The sequence below is a fragment of the Pedobacter frigidisoli genome (genome assembly GCF_032678525.1).
Taxonomy (GTDB): domain Bacteria; phylum Bacteroidota; class Bacteroidia; order Sphingobacteriales; family Sphingobacteriaceae; genus Pedobacter; species Pedobacter frigidisoli_A.
In genome coordinates, this window is record NZ_JAVTSE010000003.1 from 210506 (window position 1) to 227879 (window position 17374).

The following is a 17374-nucleotide window of genomic DNA, read 5'->3' on the forward strand; positions in this document are numbered from 1 at the left end:
TCAAATACGCGCAAAGCGCAAAGTTTCGGCGCTTAATTTTCAACATCATTTTTATTCACATTAATTTTAGTTATTTTTCGCTACCTATAAAAAATCGTCGTGTTGATTTTGAGAACGCTCCTGTACTGTTTCACGTACAGCAAACTCCTAAACAGCACTTTACGTTACATCTAAATTAATTTAAGAATGGAACAACCATCTACCTACCAATCCTCGCGAAAGAGAAAAATCATTTTCATCGGTCTGCTGGGGCTATCGATCGCAGCATTATTATTTTTCTTTTTCAACCGGAAAAACAAATCAAATGAAGACAACCAGGCTTATGCTAAATACATTGAAGCCTACACCTCTGGTACTATTTCCAAAAAAAGCTTTATCCGCGTTCATCTCGCCAATGCAGCAAGCGGCATGCAGGACCTTGGTAAAGCTGATTCAAGGGAACTATTCGATTTTTCACCATCCATATCAGGAAAAGCTTACTGGGTAGATCCCCAAACTATTGAGTTTCGGCCAGATGAAAACCTAAAGCCCGGAAAAGAATATGAAGCAACGTTTAAGCTTTCAGAAGTCTCTGCAACCGAAAAAGGTCTCGAAGATTTCGACTTTGAGTTTAAAGTGATCACTCCGGGTGTGATGCTTAGTCAGAACGGGCTGGTTTCGCAAAACAATACTTCCCTTGATTACATGAAACTTACAGGTGAAGTGGCTACCGCTGATGCTGAAGAAACAACAAAGATTGAGAAAATTATTGAACTGGATTTCGACCAGAAACTTAAAGTTAAATGGCAACATGATCCGGCGAAAAATATCTCCAGGTTTACTATAGATAGTATTAAAAAGAAAGCTGAAGACCAAACACTTGAGCTGACCTGGGATGGCGATGCCATTGATGCTGATCAAAAGGGCAAAGAAGAAATCCGGATCCCGGCATTAAATAAATTTGAAGTACTGGACATCAAAGCCATCCAGGGAGAAGAAGATTATGGATTGGTTCAGTTTTCTGAACCCATTGGCGTTGGACAGGATCTCAACGGGATGATTTCTCTGGGAAACCTCAGTGATTTGCGCTACACCATAGATGCCAGTCAGATTAAAGTTTATGCCGCCGAAGAATTAAAAGGCAACTATACACTGAATGTAAATAACGGTATCCAGAATATAAACGGAAAGGTATTGGAAGGCAGTAAAACGGCTAATCTTGTTTTTGAAGACAAGCTGCCATCGGTTACCGTTTCCGGAGCAGGGACGATTTTACCTAATTCGGGTAAGCTGGTTCTTCCTTTTGAAGCAACAAATTTAAAGGCAGTTGATGTAACCGTGATAAAAATTTATGAAAATAACATTCCACAGTTTTTTCAAACCAACAGCTATAAAGATGGCAATGAGCTGCGCCGGGTAGCCAAACCCATATTGCAGAAAACTGTGCGATTGGATGAAGATAAATCACTGAACCTGCATAAGAAAAACAGGTTTACGCTTGATCTTGATAAGATGTTGCGCACAGAACCCGGAGCCATGTATCGCGTGACCATTGCTTTCCGAAGGGAATATAATGCCTTTAACTGTAAGGCTGGTGAAGAAAAGGCAGATAGCGATAATGAGGGATATGAGGGAGAGGAAGAATATGAAGGTTATGGCGAAAAGATTGACGAAGACGATGACTTCTGGCAACGCTACAATGCCTATTATCCGAATAATTACCGCTGGGCAGATAAAGATAACCCTTGCACCCCCTCTTTTTATACCAACGAACGTTGGGCAAGCAGAAACCTGATTGCATCAAATATTGGGTTAATCGCCAAGCGTGGTAACGACAACAGCATGCTGATTGTGGCCACCGACCTGCTTACCGCAAAACCTTTAAGTGGGGTGAGTCTGGAACTGATGGATTATCAAAAACAGATTATCTTCACCACCAAGACAGATGGAGATGGCTTTGCTAATTTTGACTTGAAACGTCAGCCCTTCCTTTTGATTGCTAAAAACGGATCAGAACGCGGCTACCTGAAGCTTGATGATGGAGGCTCGCTCCCACTCAGCAGGTTTGATGTAGGCGGTGATGTGGTTCAGAGTGGGCTGAAAGGTTTTATATATGGCGAGCGGGGCGTTTGGCGCCCGGGCGACAGCTTATATGTGTCTTTTATTTTGGAAGACAAACTGAAAAAGTTACCCGCCAATTATCCTGTAACCATGGAGTTTTATAATCCTAAAGGACAGCTATATAAGCGTTTAATTAATGGCAGACCCTTAAATGGATTTTATTCCTTTAAAACAGCAACCGAGAGCACGGCACCCACAGGTAACTGGCTGGCTAAAGTTAAAGCTGGTGGTGCAACATTTACTAAAACCCTGAAGATAGAAACGGTGATGCCAAACCGGTTGAAGATCGACTTCAATGTAGGCAACAGAACCTACCTGAGTTCAGGTACATCTGCTGCTACCCTTTCGGCTAAATGGCTTTTTGGTGCAGCAGCACAAAACTTAAAAGCCAAAGTTGATGTAAACCTGAATACCACAGAGACAAAGTTTAAGGGTTTTGAGGGTTATAGTTTCGACAACCCTACTGTCAGCTTTGAATCACAGGTAAAAACTATTTTCGAAGGCACGCTGAATGCTGCTGGTACAGCACAGATTAATACGAATTTAAATGAAAATAATACCGCACCTGGCGTTTTAAGGGCCAATTTTACCACTAAAGTATTCGAACCGGGCGGCAATTTCAGTATCGATAATTTTAGTATTCCGTATCACGTTTATAAGAGCTACCTGGGGATACGTCCGCCTAAAGGCGACCGTTTGAGCGGTATGCTGGTTACCGGAAAGGACCATAAGATCGAGATTGTAAATGTAAACACAGATGGTAAGTTACTCAGCGGAACCAAAGCTGTTCAGGTAGAGCTCTACAAAACGCAGTGGCGCTGGTGGTGGGAACAGGATAACCAGTATACTTATGCCAACTTTACCCAGAATCAATACAACAAGCTGGTAGAAAGCAATCAGGTTACCCTGGTTAATGGAAAGGGAAATTATAATTTACGAATAGACGAGCCTGAGTGGGGACGATATTTAGTGCTGGTTCGCGATTTAAATGGCGGGCATGTTACAGGCAAATCGGTTTATATAGATTGGCCGGGATGGGCACAACGTGAGCAGGGCGCCAACCCTACCGAAGCATCCATGCTATCGTTTACAGCCAATAAAGAAAAGTTTACTGTGGGTGAAGAGATTACCTTAACGATTCCGACGGCTAAAAATGGAAGGGCTTTAATTTCCATCGAGAACGGAAGCCATGTGCTCAAAACTTTCTGGATAGACACTGATGCAGGACAAACACAATTCAAATTTAAGGCAGAGAAGGAAATGGCACCGAATGTTTTTGCCAATATTACTTTACTGCAACCCCACGCTCAAACCATAAATGACCTACCAATCAGGATGTATGGGGCAATTCCGCTGGCTGTTGAAGATCCGCAGACGATACTGAAACCCACCATAAAAATGCTGGATAAAATTAAGCCGGAAACTGAAAACACCATTACCGTTGGAGAACAGAATGGCAAGGCCATGACTTACACCATTGCATTGGTTGATGAGGGATTACTGGATCTTACACGTTTTAAAACGCCTGATCCGCATAGTGCATTTTATGCACGTGAAGGGCTTGGCGTAAAAACATGGGACTTATTCGACTACGTTTTGGGTGCCTGGGGTGGAAATTTAGAAAGGATTCTGAGCATAGGTGGTGATGGCAGCATCAACAAAAATCTCAATCCTGCTAAAGCCAATCGTTTCCAGGCAGTTGTAAAATACCTGGGCCCCTTTAGTTTAGGCAAAGGCGAAAGCAAAACCCATAAATTTAAGCTACCGCAATACATTGGTGCAGTGAGGGCTATGGTTGTTGCCGGACAGGATGCAGCCTACGGCTTTGCAGAGAAATCAGTACAGGTTAAAAAACCACTCATGGTATTAGCCACCCTGCCACGGGTAATCGGCCCGGGCGAAAGTTTCACCCTTCCGGTTACGGTGTTTGCCACAGAGGCTAATCTTAAAAACGTATCAGTTCAGCTTCAGGCCGGCAATCTGATCGTTCAGGGAACCAGTAAACAGCAGCTATATTACAAGAAAACGGGTGAGCAAATGGCCTATTTCGAAGTCAAAGCCCCTAATAATGTCGGTATAGCAAAAGTAAAGGTGATTGCACAGAGCGGTGCTGAAAAGACTGTTTACGATGTAGAGATGGATATCAGAAATCCCAATCCATACGTCACTAATGTGGTTTCAGCCACTGTTCAGCCACATACAAAATGGGCAGTCAATTATCAGCCTATCGGCATGGCGGGCACAAATGCAGGTACACTGGAAGTATCTTCCATCCCGGCCATTAATTTAGGTAAGCGGTTAAGTTATCTGATTCAATATCCACATGGATGCATCGAGCAAACCACATCAGGAATATTTCCGCAACTTTACCTCGACCGGCTAAGTCCGCTAAACGAGCAACAGAAAACCAAAACCGAGGCCAATATAAAAGCTGGTATTAACCGGCTTAAGGGTTTTCAGAGCACAGATGGCGGTTTATCTTACTGGCCGGGCGAAGGCAGTTCCGACGAATGGGGCACCAACTATGCAGGCCACTTTCTGGTTGAAGCACAAAATGCCGGCTATACGCTCCCTGTAGGTTTGCTTGATGACCTGTTACGTTATCAAAAAGGGAAAGCTACAAACTGGGCACCAAACAGCAGTAACTTCTACGGTGGCGATTTATCGCAGGCCTACCGTTTGTATATGCTTGCCCTCGCTAAAAAGCCGGAAATGGCGGCAATGAATCGTTTGAAGGCATTTGAATACCTGTCGGTTGCTGCGAAATGGCGTTTGGCAGCTGCCTACAAACTGGCCGGTCAGAATAACGTGGCGCAAAGCATTATAAATGGTCTGGATATTTCTGTTCAACCTTATAAACAGCTTGGCGGAACCTACGGATCGGACGTTCGTGATCAGGCCATGATTCTGGAGACACTTACCCTGATGGGACAAAAAGCCAAAGCAGCTGAACTGCTGCTACCCTTAGCTTCAAAACTCGGAGAAAACACCTGGTACAGCACCCAAACCACTGCTTACAGTTTACTGGCTATTGCTAAGTTCTGCGGTTCAAATCAATCGTCGAATAAATTGCAATATCAGTACGCGCTGGATGGCAAATCAGCAACAATTAACTCAGCACAATACCTGAACAGCACAGCCGTTACTTTTAAAGGCAGCACGGCAGCGGTCACTAATACCGGAAATAATGTTTTATTTGTGCGACTGGTACTGGAAGGGCAACCTGTTGCAGGTCAAAACAACTTCTTACCGAACCGGGCAGACGTATTGGATATGAATGTGGTATACAAACGCTTAAACGGAACAGTTATCGATCCGGTAACCATTAAGCAGGGTACAGACTTTTATGCAGAGGTGACGGTTAAAAATCCCGGTCGCATGGGTTATTACGAACAGATGGCCTTAACACAGATCTTTCCGTCAGGATGGGAAATAATTAATACTCGTGTAAATGATAACCAGAGTATTTTGTCGTCATCTCCGTATACCTATCAGGATATTCGCGATGACCGTGTTTTTACTTATTTTAATATACGTGAGAATGAAAGCCTGGTTTATAAAGTCTTGCTTAATGCATCATACGTGGGCAAATACTATTTATCTGCTGTACAGTGTGAGGCCATGTATAATAATGATATTTCTGCCACACAGGCAGGTAAATGGGTTCAGGTAGTGAAATAGAATACATCCCATTATACCTGTACTTAAATTGTTTTTGCCTCGTCATAACGGATACCATACCCGTCAATGCGAGGCAAAAGCTTTTTCAATGAGTTGATTTGTTGACATGAACAAAAAATCCAATGCTTTTTTAGTCTCAGACATCAGTTGCCTTATGCTGCTTCTGGTTTTTCTTTTCATATTGCCGTCAAAATTATTTACCTCTCCCACCTCCTACGTTGTTGAGGCCAGTAACGGAGCATTACTGAGCGCTTCAATTGCGAAGGACGGCCAATGGCGCTTCCCGGTTGCCGATTCCGTGCCCGCAAAGTTCAAAGCCTGTATCATTGCATTTGAAGATAAAAGATTTTACAGCCATTTTGGAGTCGACTTAATGGCTATGTCAAGGGCTGTAAGACAAAACATCAGGGCAAAAAGCATTGTAAGCGGCGGTAGTACAATAACCATGCAAGTGATCCGCTTGTCCAGAAGAGAAGAACGCACCATTTGGCAGAAGCTTTTTGAAATCATACTGGCGTTCCGTTTAGAGATTAAGTATTCGAAAGAAGAAATCATTGGTTTGTATGCCGCAAACGCCCCCTTCGGTAGCAATGTGGTAGGCCTGGAAGCAGCGAGCTGGCGTTATTACGGCAGGGATGCAGCCACCCTTTCATGGGGTGAAATGGCAACATTGGCTGTACTGCCCAATAGTCCGTCTTTGGTGCACCCCGGCAAAAATACAGGGAGATTGATCAAAAAGCGGAATGACCTGCTTGACAAGCTTGCGACATTGAGGTATATTGATCAGTCAACGGCAAATTTATCGAAGCTTGAACCGGTTCCGGGTAAACCACTCCCTTTACCACAAAATGCGCCACATTTACTTAATCGGTTCAAGGCAGAACGAGCTGAACTCAATATCACCTCGACAAGAATAAGATCTACCCTTGATGAAGATGTCCAACTTAAAATCAATACCATTTTAAAGCGATATAATAACCGTTACCGAGCCAATGATATTAACAATATCTCGGCTTTGGTACTGGATGCCCGAACGGGCAGAGTAGTAAGTTACGTGGGCAATATTTATCAGCCTGAAAATGCAGATCTGCAAAGCCATGTTGATATGATCAAAGCGTCCAGAAGTCCGGGGAGCACCTTAAAGCCCTTGTTATACGCGAGTATGCTTAACGACGGATTCATCCTGCCGCACACCCTTGTACCAGATATTCCGACACAGATAGCAGGTTATTCGCCACAAAATTACGATCTGGGTTACGATGGTGCCATCGCAGCAGATAAGGCGCTGAGCCGCTCACTCAATATACCAGCTGTGAAAATGCTTCAGCAATATAAATATGAGCGTTTCTATGATAAACTGAAAAAGCTTGGCATCAGTACTTTGAATCAGCCAGCCGATCATTATGGCCTTTCTCTTATACTTGGTGGCAGCGAAGTGACCATGTGGGACCTGGCCAATACCTATATGGGGATGGTGAGGACCTTAAACCATTTCAATACTTATAAAGGAATGTATCGCCCGGCAGACTATAATCAGGCAAGTTATGTATTGAGGGAAGATGAGGAGTCGAAAGATGATCAGCGTAATTCCTTCTTAGACCACGGCTCGATTTGGGCAACGTTCAATGCCATGGAAGAAGTAATGCGTCCTGGTGATGAAGGATTGTGGGAACAGTTTTCCTCTTCCAGGCGCGTAGCCTGGAAAACCGGAACAAGTTTTGGCTTCAGGGATGCATGGGCAGTGGGGCTTACACCAGATTACGTGGTATGTGTTTGGGTCGGTAATGCTGATGGAGAAGGCAGGCCGGGATTAGTGGGCATAGAAGCAGCAGCACCAGTGTTGTTCGATGTTTTCAGGCTGCTGCCCAATGGAAGATGGTTTGATACTCCACTCACAAAGCTTAAAAAGACTAAAGTATGTAAACAAAGTGGTTTTAAGGCCGGTGATTACTGCCCGGATGCGGTGGATGAGCTGGTGCCTCCAGCTGGGGAAAAGACCGTCATATGCCCCTATCATAAGTTAATTCATCTGGACAGAACCGCAACTTACCGCGTAACCGATCAATGTGAAACGGTAACCCATATGCTGCACAAAAGCTGGTTCGTTTTGCCCCCTGCTATGGAATATTACTACCGCATTAAGAACAGCGACTACAAAACATTACCCCCATACCTAACGGGTTGTGATTTCAACGGTGCAAATAACGTGATGGAGCTGATTTACCCAAAAAATGGTGCGGTGGTTTATATCCCTCTGGAGCTTAATGGTCAGCGCGGAAAGGTGGTGCTGAATGCGGCACATCGAAACCAGCATGTTAAGATTTACTGGCATATAGACAATGAGTATGTCGCCACCACGACGAACTATCACCAACTAGCGGTAAGCCCCATGCCAGGAAAACATACTTTGACATTAGTCGATGAAAATGGCGAACGCCTGGAACAGGTTTTTACAATACTGGATAAAGAGAAGAAATAAAGTGAGTTTTTAATCTAAATTTCAGTGCGTTTCACCAGCAGTTCTCTTACAACAGTGCCGTAAACAATCAGGTATTGCGCAATCATGTAACTTGCCATGATCAAAACACCGCTTTGTGGTATTGGTTGCGCAAATTTATTTACCGCCAGAACGCTATCTGACAGAAGAAAAAACAAAGCGCCAAACAAAATGAGTTTATAACTGAGGATATTCACCTTACCATAACGGTTTAACGCCATAACTGCCATTACAGTGATAATTATGGCGTATACCAGTACGGCAAACTGCATACTGCCCAAAAATGGCTGCAGGTAAAAAAACAAACCAATGCAGAAAATAAATAACGCCCCTACTGACCACAGGAAAAACGGTATTTTAACGGATGGATTAGATTTATGATCCAGAATAAAAGCCCTGATGTAAAAAATATGGCACAGTAGAAAAGCAACCAACCCGTAGGTAAAATAACCTGGTCGGTTCGCCTCAATCATCAAAAAGATATCTCCCGCAAGGGCGAATAACAATCCTGCAAAAATCCGCTTGTGAAATCTGCCCTTCAGTTTTGTAGACACATACAACCACAACATCAGTATGATGGCAACTAGAGGCTTAGTGACATTGCCGGCAAACAAATCTCCGGAACTTTCAGCATACACCTGTAATATATAAACTATCGCAAAAGCAAGGGCAAATAACTTAGTCTTCATTCAAATGAGGGTGGGATTAATAACCGGAAGCCAAATTACGGATAATAGAGTTAAGCCTGCAAATTTTACCTGATCTTAAAAATCCCGGTTTTAATTTCCTAACTTTGAACACATCCCAACGCCATGAAAAAGTTATTCCTGTTTTTATTGTTTTTATCTGCCGGTTATATCGCTAAAAGCCAAACGATGGTTTTAGCAAAAGATGCCGCACAGTATGTCGGCAAAACCGTAACCATTTGCGATTCAGTTTACAGTACAAAAGCACTGGATAAACTTACTTTGATTAATCTTGGCGGCGCTTTTCCTAAAGAACTGGTCACGGTCGTCATTAACAAGGATGATTTGGCAAAGTTTACATCAGAGCCCAGCAGCATGTATATTGGTAATAATATTTGTGTAACCGGCCTGGTTACTGAATTTAAAGGCAAACCGCAGATTGTAGTTACCGAACCAAAACAGATTGTGGTAAAATAAGATACCTAAAAATCAACCGAAGCCCCTCCTGATTTTTTAGGAGGATGACTTAGGTTGGAGCGTTAATCGTGGGTATATTTTTAGAGAGATTTATCCTGGTGAATTGCCTTTCAGTCGGCAGATTAGCATCCGCCGACTTTCCAAGCACAGATATCCTTATTATCTGAAGCAAATATGAAGAATGCCCCTCAAATAAACCAAATGTTTATACAGAAAGTAGTTTATCCTTGATGAACAGGTCGGGTTCCGGGATGAAGATTTAATGCCGGTTATTTTTTTCTTTTTTATATTCCCGATTCAGCATATTTATATAGTTTTGAATTTATGTCTGCATTCCCGAATAGAAACTGGTTGTTTATTGTATTTATTGCCCTTGTTGTGGCCTTTGTATCACTGAGCATTTTTGTCGCTCAACACATCATTTGGGAGGTAGATCTAAAAATATCCTTATTCATTCAGCAGTTCCAGTCTGACTGGTTAGATAAACTAATGCTTGCCATCAGCTTCTTTGGCGAATTGCCCTATTCCCTTCTATCAGTAGTGGTAGTTGCATTGATATTTTACTGGCAAAAATATAAAAGAGAAGCTTTGTTTATTTTAACAGTCCTCTTATCCGGGCTCATTATCCTGGGCGTCAAGAATGTGATCAACCGGCCCCGTCCCACTTCTTTTTATGTAAGGCTGGTTGAAGTAAACCGTTTTCAAAGTTATCCCAGCGGCCATACCCTTTCGTATGTACTGTTTTTTGGCTTCCTGATTATTTTGATGAGTCATTTGAAAGGGATTCCCAAAACCACCAGGATGATTGTAAGTGCATGCTCGTTTTTTTTAATCGTCATGGTTGCCCCTTCCAGGATATATCTGGGTGCACATTGGTTTACCGATACACTTGGCGGATTTCTATTGGGATTGATCTGTTTATATCCGCTGTGTTATTTCTATTTCAAACCTAAAACATAAAATTATCTTTCATATCAATTGTCTCCGGTAAAATAGATTCAAGAATGACAATTCTACTGTAATTTCATCAGAAAAATCTGATAATTTTACCGCCATGACAACAACAAAAGCTAAAGCATTTCTTTTCGACCTTAACGGTACAATGGTAAACGATATGGTTTTTCATAACCATGCATGGCACGAAATCCTGACAAAAGATTTAGGTGCCAACATTAGTTTCGATGAGGTTAAAAAGCAAATGTATGGTAAAAACCAGGACTTACTGGAGCGGGTATTTGGTGTTGGTCATTTTAGCCAGGATCAGATCGATCAGATCTCCATTGAAAAAGAAAGAAGATATCAGGCAGCATACCTCAAACATCTGGAACTCATAGCCGGTTTGGGAGAATTTCTGGAAAAGGCAAAACACAACGGTATTGCAATGGCTATTGGTTCGGCAGCCATTCCGTTCAATATAAATTTTGTACTTGATAATCTTGATATCAGGGCTTACTTCACAGCCATTGTAAGTGCCGAAGATGTAGTGAATAGTAAACCGGCACCGGATACCTTTACAAAAGCTGCACATTTATTGGGTGTCAGTCCAGCAGACTGCATTGTATTTGAAGACGCCCCAAAAGGCGTAGAGGCTGCCAGAAATGCCGGCATGGGGTGTATTGCACTCACTACCATGCATACCGAAGAGGACTTTGCTGCTTATGATAATATTATTGCATTCATTGCCGATTATCGTGATCCCGTGATAGATGATTTGCTTTAACAAAAAAGGTTTCTGGTTTATCCAGAAGCCTTTTTTGTTAAACAGGCTGTACTATTTTGAAAATTTGTAAACAGAGCTCGTTTTATAAACCTGTCCTGGTTTTAATACTGTACTGGGAAAGCCAGGTTGATTTGGCGAATCAGGAAAATGCTGTGTCTCAACGGCAATAGCTGTCCTGAAATCATCCTTCGCTCCTGTTTTAAATGTATTTTTACTTTGCATAAAATTACCGCTGTAAAATTGTAAGCCAGGCTCCTGTGTATAAATATCCATTACAATACCAGATAGGTCACCTTTGATTTTAGCTGCATGAAACATGCCCATTCCTTTTGTTTTATTGAGTACAAAGTTATGGTCATAACCCTTGCCAAATTTTAGCTGCTCATTTTGATCTTCAATGCGGGCGCCAATAGTGAGGGGCTTTGTAAAATCAAATGGTGTTCCGGCTACTTTATCTATTTTTCCTGTTGGGATTAAGGTAGAGTCTACAGGGGTATATGCATCAGCAAAAATCTGAACTTCATGGTTTAAGATGGTTCCGCTTCCATCTCCGTTTAGATTAAAAAAAGCATGATTGGTTAAATTCAGCACTGTAGTTTTGTCAGTTTTGGCTTCGTAGTCCATTTTTAATTCGTTATCATCGGTCAACGTGTAGGTTACCTTTACATCCAGGTTGCCAGGAAAGTTTTCGTCGCCATCTTTTGAAAGATAATGCAACACCAATGTATTCGTATTCGGCTGACTTGCATCCCAAACAACGTACTGATAACCTTTTTTACCTCCGTGTAAGGTATTCTGGCCGTTATTGGTAAATAAAGAGTAGGTTTTTCCTTCTAAAGTAAACTTACCTTTGGCAATCCTGTTTCCAAACCTGCCAATGGTAGCGCCAAAATAAGGTTCTGTTGCTTTTTCATAATCACCAACACTTTTAAAGCCGACAACCACGTCTACAGGGTTACCGTCTTTTCCTGGTATAATCAAACTTACCAAACGGCCACCGTAGTTCGTAAATGTGGCTTCAGCGTGATTCTTATTCTTCAAAGTATAAAGTGCAACTTGCTTACCATCAATTTCTTTTTTAAAGGAATCGGCAATTAATTTCACCACTGCTGTTTTCTTCGTATTGGAACTGTCTGTTGTAGTGCTTTTTTTGGTTTCAGACTGGCAGGATGTAAATCCGATCGCTGCAATAGCGCCTAAACTGGCTAGAGATTTAAATTTCATATGTACTGATATTTGGTGTAGGGTATTATTTAATTTTTAAATATAGGAATAAGTGTCAAGTTTACAAATAAAACGTTTTACCAAGCTGACTGGCACAGGTCGCAACATATCATTTCAAGATGATTTCTGTAGTATATAAGCGATCTGCGAAATGGTTAATTATTTAAAATTGCAGTTTTAACATAAACTTTCTAATTTGCCTTCGAATCAACATCAATAATGAACAAGAATATCTCAGATAACCGCTACGAAAAGATGATTTATCGTCGTTGTGGAAACAGCGGATTAAAGCTTCCGGCAGTGTCCTTAGGCTTATGGCACAACTTCGGACATGTAAATGTATACGAAAACAGCAAAAACTTAATTTATACTGCATTTAATAACGGCATTACGCATTTCGATCTTGCTAACAATTACGGGCCTCCCCCAGGCTCGGCAGAAGAAGTATTCGGGAGGATACTGAAGGATGATTTTAGTGGTTACAGAGACGAAATGATCATTTCAAGCAAAGCCGGATACACCATGTGGGATGGCCCTTATGGAGACTGGGGATCTAAAAAATACCTTGTGTCGAGTCTCGACCAAAGTTTAAAACGGATGAAACTGGATTATGTAGACATCTTTTATCATCATCGTCCCGATCCTGAAACACCTCTTGAAGAAACGATGGGTGCATTAAGTCTGCTTGTACAACAGGGCAAGGCACTTTATGTAGGCATTTCTAATTACAGAGCCCCCGAAGCCGAAAAAGCAATCAAAATATTAGAAGCCAATGGAACACCTTGTTTAATCCATCAGCCAAAATATTCTATGTTCGAACGATGGGTGGAAGATGGCTTACTTGATGTGTTACAAGAAAATGGCGTTGGCTGTATCCCTTTCTCGCCTTTGGCTCAGGGCCTGCTTACCGATAAATATCTTCACGGTATTCCATCCGATTCGCGTGTGGCTACAAGCGGGGTATTCCTGAAAGAGAGCAACATCACGCCCGAAAAAATTGCAACTATCGCCAAGTTAAATGAGGTGGCAGAATCACGTGGACAAAAACTGGCGCACATGGCGCTGTCCTGGATTTTAAAAGATGACCGAATCACAACGGTTCTGATTGGCGCAAGTAAACCAGAGCAGATTACTGATTCCATTAAAGCTTTAGATAATATCACCTTTAGCGATGAAGAAATCGGTCTGATCAATCAAATACTAAAGTAAAAAAATCAACCTACTACTACTACTGAATTCATCTTGATTTTCGGGTTTGGATTCAGTAGTGTAATTCGGTACTCTGCCACGAAGCTTCGATTTGATTTCACACATCCAAAACCAAATCAATACTATTTCGTTTAAGAAGTAAATCTTTAATTCTTAATATGGCAAGAGCCAATAAATCTATCTATAGCGCTTTAGCCGCAAACCTGCTGATTGCAGTAACTAAATTTATTGCGGGTGCGTTTACCAACAGCTCGTCCATGATTGCCGAAGGCATTCACTCAACAGTGGATACCAGCAACCAGATTTTATTACTGTATGGCTTAAAACGTAGTATCAAACCACCAGATAAGTACCGCCCCTTCGGCTATGGTAAAGAACTGTATTTCTGGTCCTTTATCGTTTCCATTATGATATTTGGCTTAGGTGGCGTAGTTTCTATCTCTCAGGGGATAACCCACATGCGCCACCCTGAAACTTTAGTAAATCCGATATGGAATTATCTCGTGCTGGGGCTATCGTTTATTTTTGAAGGTGCTTCGTTAATCGTTGCCATAAAGGAGTTTGATAAAACCCGTAAAGGCTTGCCCTGGTGGAAAGCCATCATCAAAAGCAAAGACCCCTCGGGTTTTCTGGTCTTGTTTGAAGATGGAGCTGCTGTTTTGGGTTTGCTCATTGTATTTATTTTCATGGTGTTAAGCCACAACCTCAATATGCCGGTGCTCGATGGGCTGGCTTCAGTATTGGTTGGTACGCTTTTAATATTTGTTTCTTTTATTCTGGCGAGGGAAAGCAGGAGCCTTTTAATGGGAGAAGGCTTAACCCCGGAAACACAACTGAAGCTGAAAGATCTCATACAAGCTGACGAGGATGTAATAGAGCTAAAAAGTTTGCTTTCTACTTACCAATCTCCAAAAGAAGTTCTTTTAGTACTGATACTCACCTTTCAGGCTGACCTGCGCACCGAAGAAATTACCAGTGCCATCGACAGGCTAAGGGATAAGATAAAAGCAGAATACGACATCATTAAATTCGTTATTATCCAGCCACAGTCGGTAAACGCCCCGGAGAACGAAAATGCTAACGACATCATCCTGAAATAATATAGATTGTCTTTAGATCACATCTTAAAACGATTTTGATTAACCGAAGGCTACTTTACATATACGGTTTTGATATTAACAAATTCATAGGTTCCGAAAAGGCTTAACTCCCGCCCGTAGCCGGATTGGTTAACTCCTCCAAAAGGTAGCGCCGGGTCAGACTTCACCCCTTCATTTACGAAGCATGACCCTGCAACTAACCGGTTTCGGGCAATGTCTTCGGCAATGCGCGCATCTTGGGTAAATATTGCTGCACCAAGGCCAAATGGTGTATCGTTGGCAATGTTGATGGCTTCATCAACGCTATCGGCTGATATGATTGCGGCAACGGGTCCAAAAATCTCGTCATCGTAAGCCAGATTTCCTTTTTTTACATTGGTTAAAATAGTTGGCTCATAAAAGGCATGTGTTCCCTCCCATTCCGGAATCCTTCCTCCCAGAATACAAACAGCTCCCTGCGCTACACTTTTCAGTACCTGCTGATGTAGCTCATCTCTCAGGTCTACCCTTGCCATAGGACCGAGCTGTACATCATCTCCAAAAGGATCACCGGTAACCTTTTCGGCCATGGCTGTTTTAAATAGTGTTGTAAACAGCGCTTCAACCTCTTTCAACACAATAAAACGTTTCGCTGCAATACAACTCTGTCCATTGTTAATCAGCCGTGCGTCTGCACAAACTTTGGCCGCTTTTTCCAGATCGGCATCGGCAAGGATAATATAGGGGTCGCTTCCCCCAAGTTCCAGCACCGTTTTTTTAATCAGGCTGCCCGCTTTCTCCCCAACTTTTTTCCCCGCGCCGGTACTCCCGGTTAGCGTAACGGCTTTTACATGCTGGTGTTCAATTACCGTATTAATATTTTCGCTCGTGCAAATTAGCGTTTTGAAAACGGATTCAGGGAAGCCTGCATCCGAGATAACCTGTTCAATCGCGAGCGCACAGCCGGTTACATTTGATGAATGTTTCAGCACACCGCAATTTCCAACCATTAAAGCTGGTGCAATAAAACGGAAAACTTGCCAGAATGGAAAGTTCCAGGGCATAATGGCCAATACCACACCAATCGGCTGAAACGTAACATAACTTTTTGATGCAGCTGTTTCTATTAACTGATCCGCAAGAAAGCGTTCACCATTTGCTGCATAATAGGCGCACACAGCAGCACATTTGCTAATTTCGGCTAAACCATCCTTAAGTGGTTTTCCCATTTCACTAGCCATTAAAGCGGCAAGCTCAACTTTACGTTCATCTAACAACCGGGAAAGGTTTAAAAGTAAATTTGCTCGCTCAGCTAAAGAGGTATCACGATAACGTGCCCAGGTTCGGTGAACCAACTCAATTTTGCTGATGAGGATTTCCTGAGAGTCCTCCTGATAAGTTCTGATGATTTCCCCGTTCAGGGGATTAATAGACGTTAGGCTCATAAAATAACAACACCTGAGCCGGAGAAATTGTGTGTCTTTTTTTAAAATTTTCTGAACCAATCACAATGGCATAATCTGCCTGATTTTCTGTTTTAGTAAGGCTGCCGCACGGGTATAGCCACCATCACTGCCGTCGACAAAATGAATGTGATCATCTTCCAAATCTCTGACATAGCATGACATCACAGATTCTTTGCTCACATACAAGCCATACAAAATTTCATTCTGATGCTCCAGTCCATTCAAAGCGGACTGCAACCGTAATCTTTGCGCTTCCGAACCTGTAATTACCGTGTTGATTCGTCCGTCCATTACAAGCGTATCCGACATCTCAACCAGTTGTTTCAAATACTTCTTTCCACTATCTGTTCTAAAATAAATATAGCCATATACGTTAACAAACCAGGTTTTAATCAATTCAAACCACTTAAGTTTACCTATTCGGTGGCGCATTTCTTTTCCTAAATTATTGAAGCTGGTTTTAAATATGAGTTTTGGAATGCTGATGGGCTGCCGTTTTTCAGGTGTTCCATAAATCTGGTCAATATACTTAATTACCCTGCTGAATGCAGCGGCCTGGTTACAGCCCTGCTGTGCAATAACAATCAGCGTAACCACTTCTTCCCTGTTCTCTGGTGGGGCAATTTTATCCCATCTGCATTGCATGCCGCTAAGGTCAAGTTCTTCAGCTCCATATTGCTTTTCGGCGAGCAAATAATCTTCTCCTTTAATGAGTTTCTCTGCGTAGTCCAATCCGTCGCCCAGAATTACAGGGATCACAAAGTTCTCAGACGCACTAAACCTGCTGATGCTTAGCCGATGGGAATTGCTGTAAATCTCTTTCACTGAAACTACACCCACACGCAAATCGAGATTAAAATTATTAAGCGTATTTACTTTATACTGGGATAAACTTTTGAGTGCTTTATCAAGAATCCCTTCTGGCACAAGAAAGGTTGCCCCATCACCACCAAAGAAAAATGGAATCGAAATATTCGCTTTGAAGGCAATATTTAATACGGTAACCATACTTCCTGTGGCGATCAGGTTAACCGTTTCATGTAATCCCGAATTGACAGCTACGGTTGAACTCCTGATATCGGTGATAATCACGTGCCAGTCAGCAGGAATATCATTAAATAGCTTAGCCTTAAGCAACAATTGGTGCAAAGGCATTTTATTAATCTGGAGATTGGAATAAAAGTGATCTGAATGAGCTGCCATCTGTTAACTAATATAACAATATAACAAGCAGA

Annotated in this window: 11 protein-coding genes; 7 read left to right on the top strand and 4 right to left on the bottom strand. The window is 42.2% G+C overall.

Annotated features, from left to right (window positions below; translation table 11 throughout):
- Positions 1 to 186: 186 nt before the first annotated feature.
- Together R2Q80_RS09985 and pbpC are read left to right on the top strand one after the other, a co-directional pair.
- Positions 187 to 5781 (top strand): alpha-2-macroglobulin family protein, encoded by a 5595-nt coding sequence (locus R2Q80_RS09985; protein WP_316799460.1) that lies wholly within the window; start codon positions 187 to 189, stop codon positions 5779 to 5781.
- Between the two features lie 106 nt (positions 5782 to 5887).
- Positions 5888 to 8260, top strand: a complete 2373-nt coding sequence (pbpC, locus tag R2Q80_RS09990; protein WP_316799461.1) for a penicillin-binding protein 1C — start codon at positions 5888 to 5890, stop codon at positions 8258 to 8260.
- A 14-nt stretch (positions 8261 to 8274) separates the two neighbouring features.
- Here the strand turns inward: pbpC and R2Q80_RS09995 are convergent, their stop codons facing one another.
- Positions 8275 to 8967 (bottom strand): lysoplasmalogenase, encoded by a 693-nt coding sequence (locus tag R2Q80_RS09995; RefSeq protein WP_316799462.1) that lies wholly within the window; start codon positions 8965 to 8967, stop codon positions 8275 to 8277.
- A gap of 123 nt (positions 8968 to 9090) precedes the next feature.
- On the opposite strand from R2Q80_RS09995, the gene R2Q80_RS10000 reads away from it, so the two are divergent.
- The 3 genes from R2Q80_RS10000 (at position 9091) to R2Q80_RS10010 (ending at position 11161) form a co-directional block, all read left to right on the top strand.
- The gene (locus tag R2Q80_RS10000; protein WP_316799463.1) at positions 9091 to 9441 is read left to right on the top strand and encodes a hypothetical protein; all 351 of its coding nucleotides are present in this window, start codon (positions 9091 to 9093) and stop codon (positions 9439 to 9441) included.
- Positions 9442 to 9765: 324 nt separating this feature from the next.
- Positions 9766 to 10401 carry a phosphatase PAP2 family protein gene (locus R2Q80_RS10005; RefSeq protein WP_316799464.1) on the top strand — a complete coding sequence of 212 codons (636 nt, stop codon included), beginning with the start codon at positions 9766 to 9768 and terminating at the stop codon, positions 10399 to 10401.
- Positions 10402 to 10495: 94 nt separating this feature from the next.
- Positions 10496 to 11161, top strand: a complete 666-nt coding sequence (locus R2Q80_RS10010) for an HAD family phosphatase (protein ID WP_316799465.1) — start codon at positions 10496 to 10498, stop codon at positions 11159 to 11161.
- A 51-nt stretch (positions 11162 to 11212) separates the two neighbouring features.
- Here the strand turns inward: R2Q80_RS10010 and R2Q80_RS10015 are convergent, their stop codons facing one another.
- Positions 11213 to 12385, bottom strand: coding sequence for an aldose epimerase family protein (locus R2Q80_RS10015; protein WP_316799466.1), 1173 nt, complete (start codon positions 12383 to 12385; stop codon positions 11213 to 11215).
- Between the two features lie 219 nt (positions 12386 to 12604).
- Here R2Q80_RS10015 and mgrA point away from each other — a divergent pair, with 219 nt between their 5' ends.
- Positions 12605 to 13594 (top strand): L-glyceraldehyde 3-phosphate reductase, encoded by a 990-nt coding sequence (gene mgrA, locus R2Q80_RS10020; RefSeq protein WP_316799467.1) that lies wholly within the window; start codon positions 12605 to 12607, stop codon positions 13592 to 13594.
- A 158-nt stretch (positions 13595 to 13752) separates the two neighbouring features.
- Entirely contained in the window at positions 13753 to 14694 is a 942-nt protein-coding gene (locus R2Q80_RS10025) for a cation diffusion facilitator family transporter (RefSeq protein WP_316799468.1), read from the top strand.
- Positions 14695 to 14744: 50 nt separating this feature from the next.
- On the opposite strand, the gene R2Q80_RS10030 is transcribed toward R2Q80_RS10025, so the two are convergent.
- Together R2Q80_RS10030 and R2Q80_RS10035 are read right to left on the bottom strand one after the other, a co-directional pair.
- Positions 14745 to 16118, bottom strand: a complete 1374-nt coding sequence (locus R2Q80_RS10030) for an NAD-dependent succinate-semialdehyde dehydrogenase (RefSeq protein ID WP_316799469.1) — start codon at positions 16116 to 16118, stop codon at positions 14745 to 14747.
- Between the two features lie 60 nt (positions 16119 to 16178).
- On the bottom strand, positions 16179 to 17342 hold the full coding sequence (locus R2Q80_RS10035) for a DUF3095 family protein (RefSeq protein WP_316799470.1): 1164 nt from the start codon (positions 17340 to 17342) through the stop codon (positions 16179 to 16181).
- Between the last annotated feature and the right edge of the window lie 32 nt (positions 17343 to 17374).

Coding starts and splice junctions, on each gene's coding strand:
- R2Q80_RS09985 (WP_316799460.1), top strand. CDS start 187: ATGGAACAACCATCTACCTACCAATCCTCGCGAAAGAGAAAAATCATT.
- pbpC (WP_316799461.1), top strand. CDS start 5,888: ATGAACAAAAAATCCAATGCTTTTTTAGTCTCAGACATCAGTTGCCTT.
- R2Q80_RS09995 (WP_316799462.1), bottom strand. CDS start 8,967: ATGAAGACTAAGTTATTTGCCCTTGCTTTTGCGATAGTTTATATATTA.
- R2Q80_RS10000 (WP_316799463.1), top strand. CDS start 9,091: ATGAAAAAGTTATTCCTGTTTTTATTGTTTTTATCTGCCGGTTATATC.
- R2Q80_RS10005 (WP_316799464.1), top strand. CDS start 9,766: ATGTCTGCATTCCCGAATAGAAACTGGTTGTTTATTGTATTTATTGCC.
- R2Q80_RS10010 (WP_316799465.1), top strand. CDS start 10,496: ATGACAACAACAAAAGCTAAAGCATTTCTTTTCGACCTTAACGGTACA.
- R2Q80_RS10015 (WP_316799466.1), bottom strand. CDS start 12,385: ATGAAATTTAAATCTCTAGCCAGTTTAGGCGCTATTGCAGCGATCGGA.
- mgrA (WP_316799467.1), top strand. CDS start 12,605: ATGAACAAGAATATCTCAGATAACCGCTACGAAAAGATGATTTATCGT.
- R2Q80_RS10025 (WP_316799468.1), top strand. CDS start 13,753: ATGGCAAGAGCCAATAAATCTATCTATAGCGCTTTAGCCGCAAACCTG.
- R2Q80_RS10030 (WP_316799469.1), bottom strand. CDS start 16,118: ATGAGCCTAACGTCTATTAATCCCCTGAACGGGGAAATCATCAGAACT.
- R2Q80_RS10035 (WP_316799470.1), bottom strand. CDS start 17,342: ATGGCAGCTCATTCAGATCACTTTTATTCCAATCTCCAGATTAATAAA.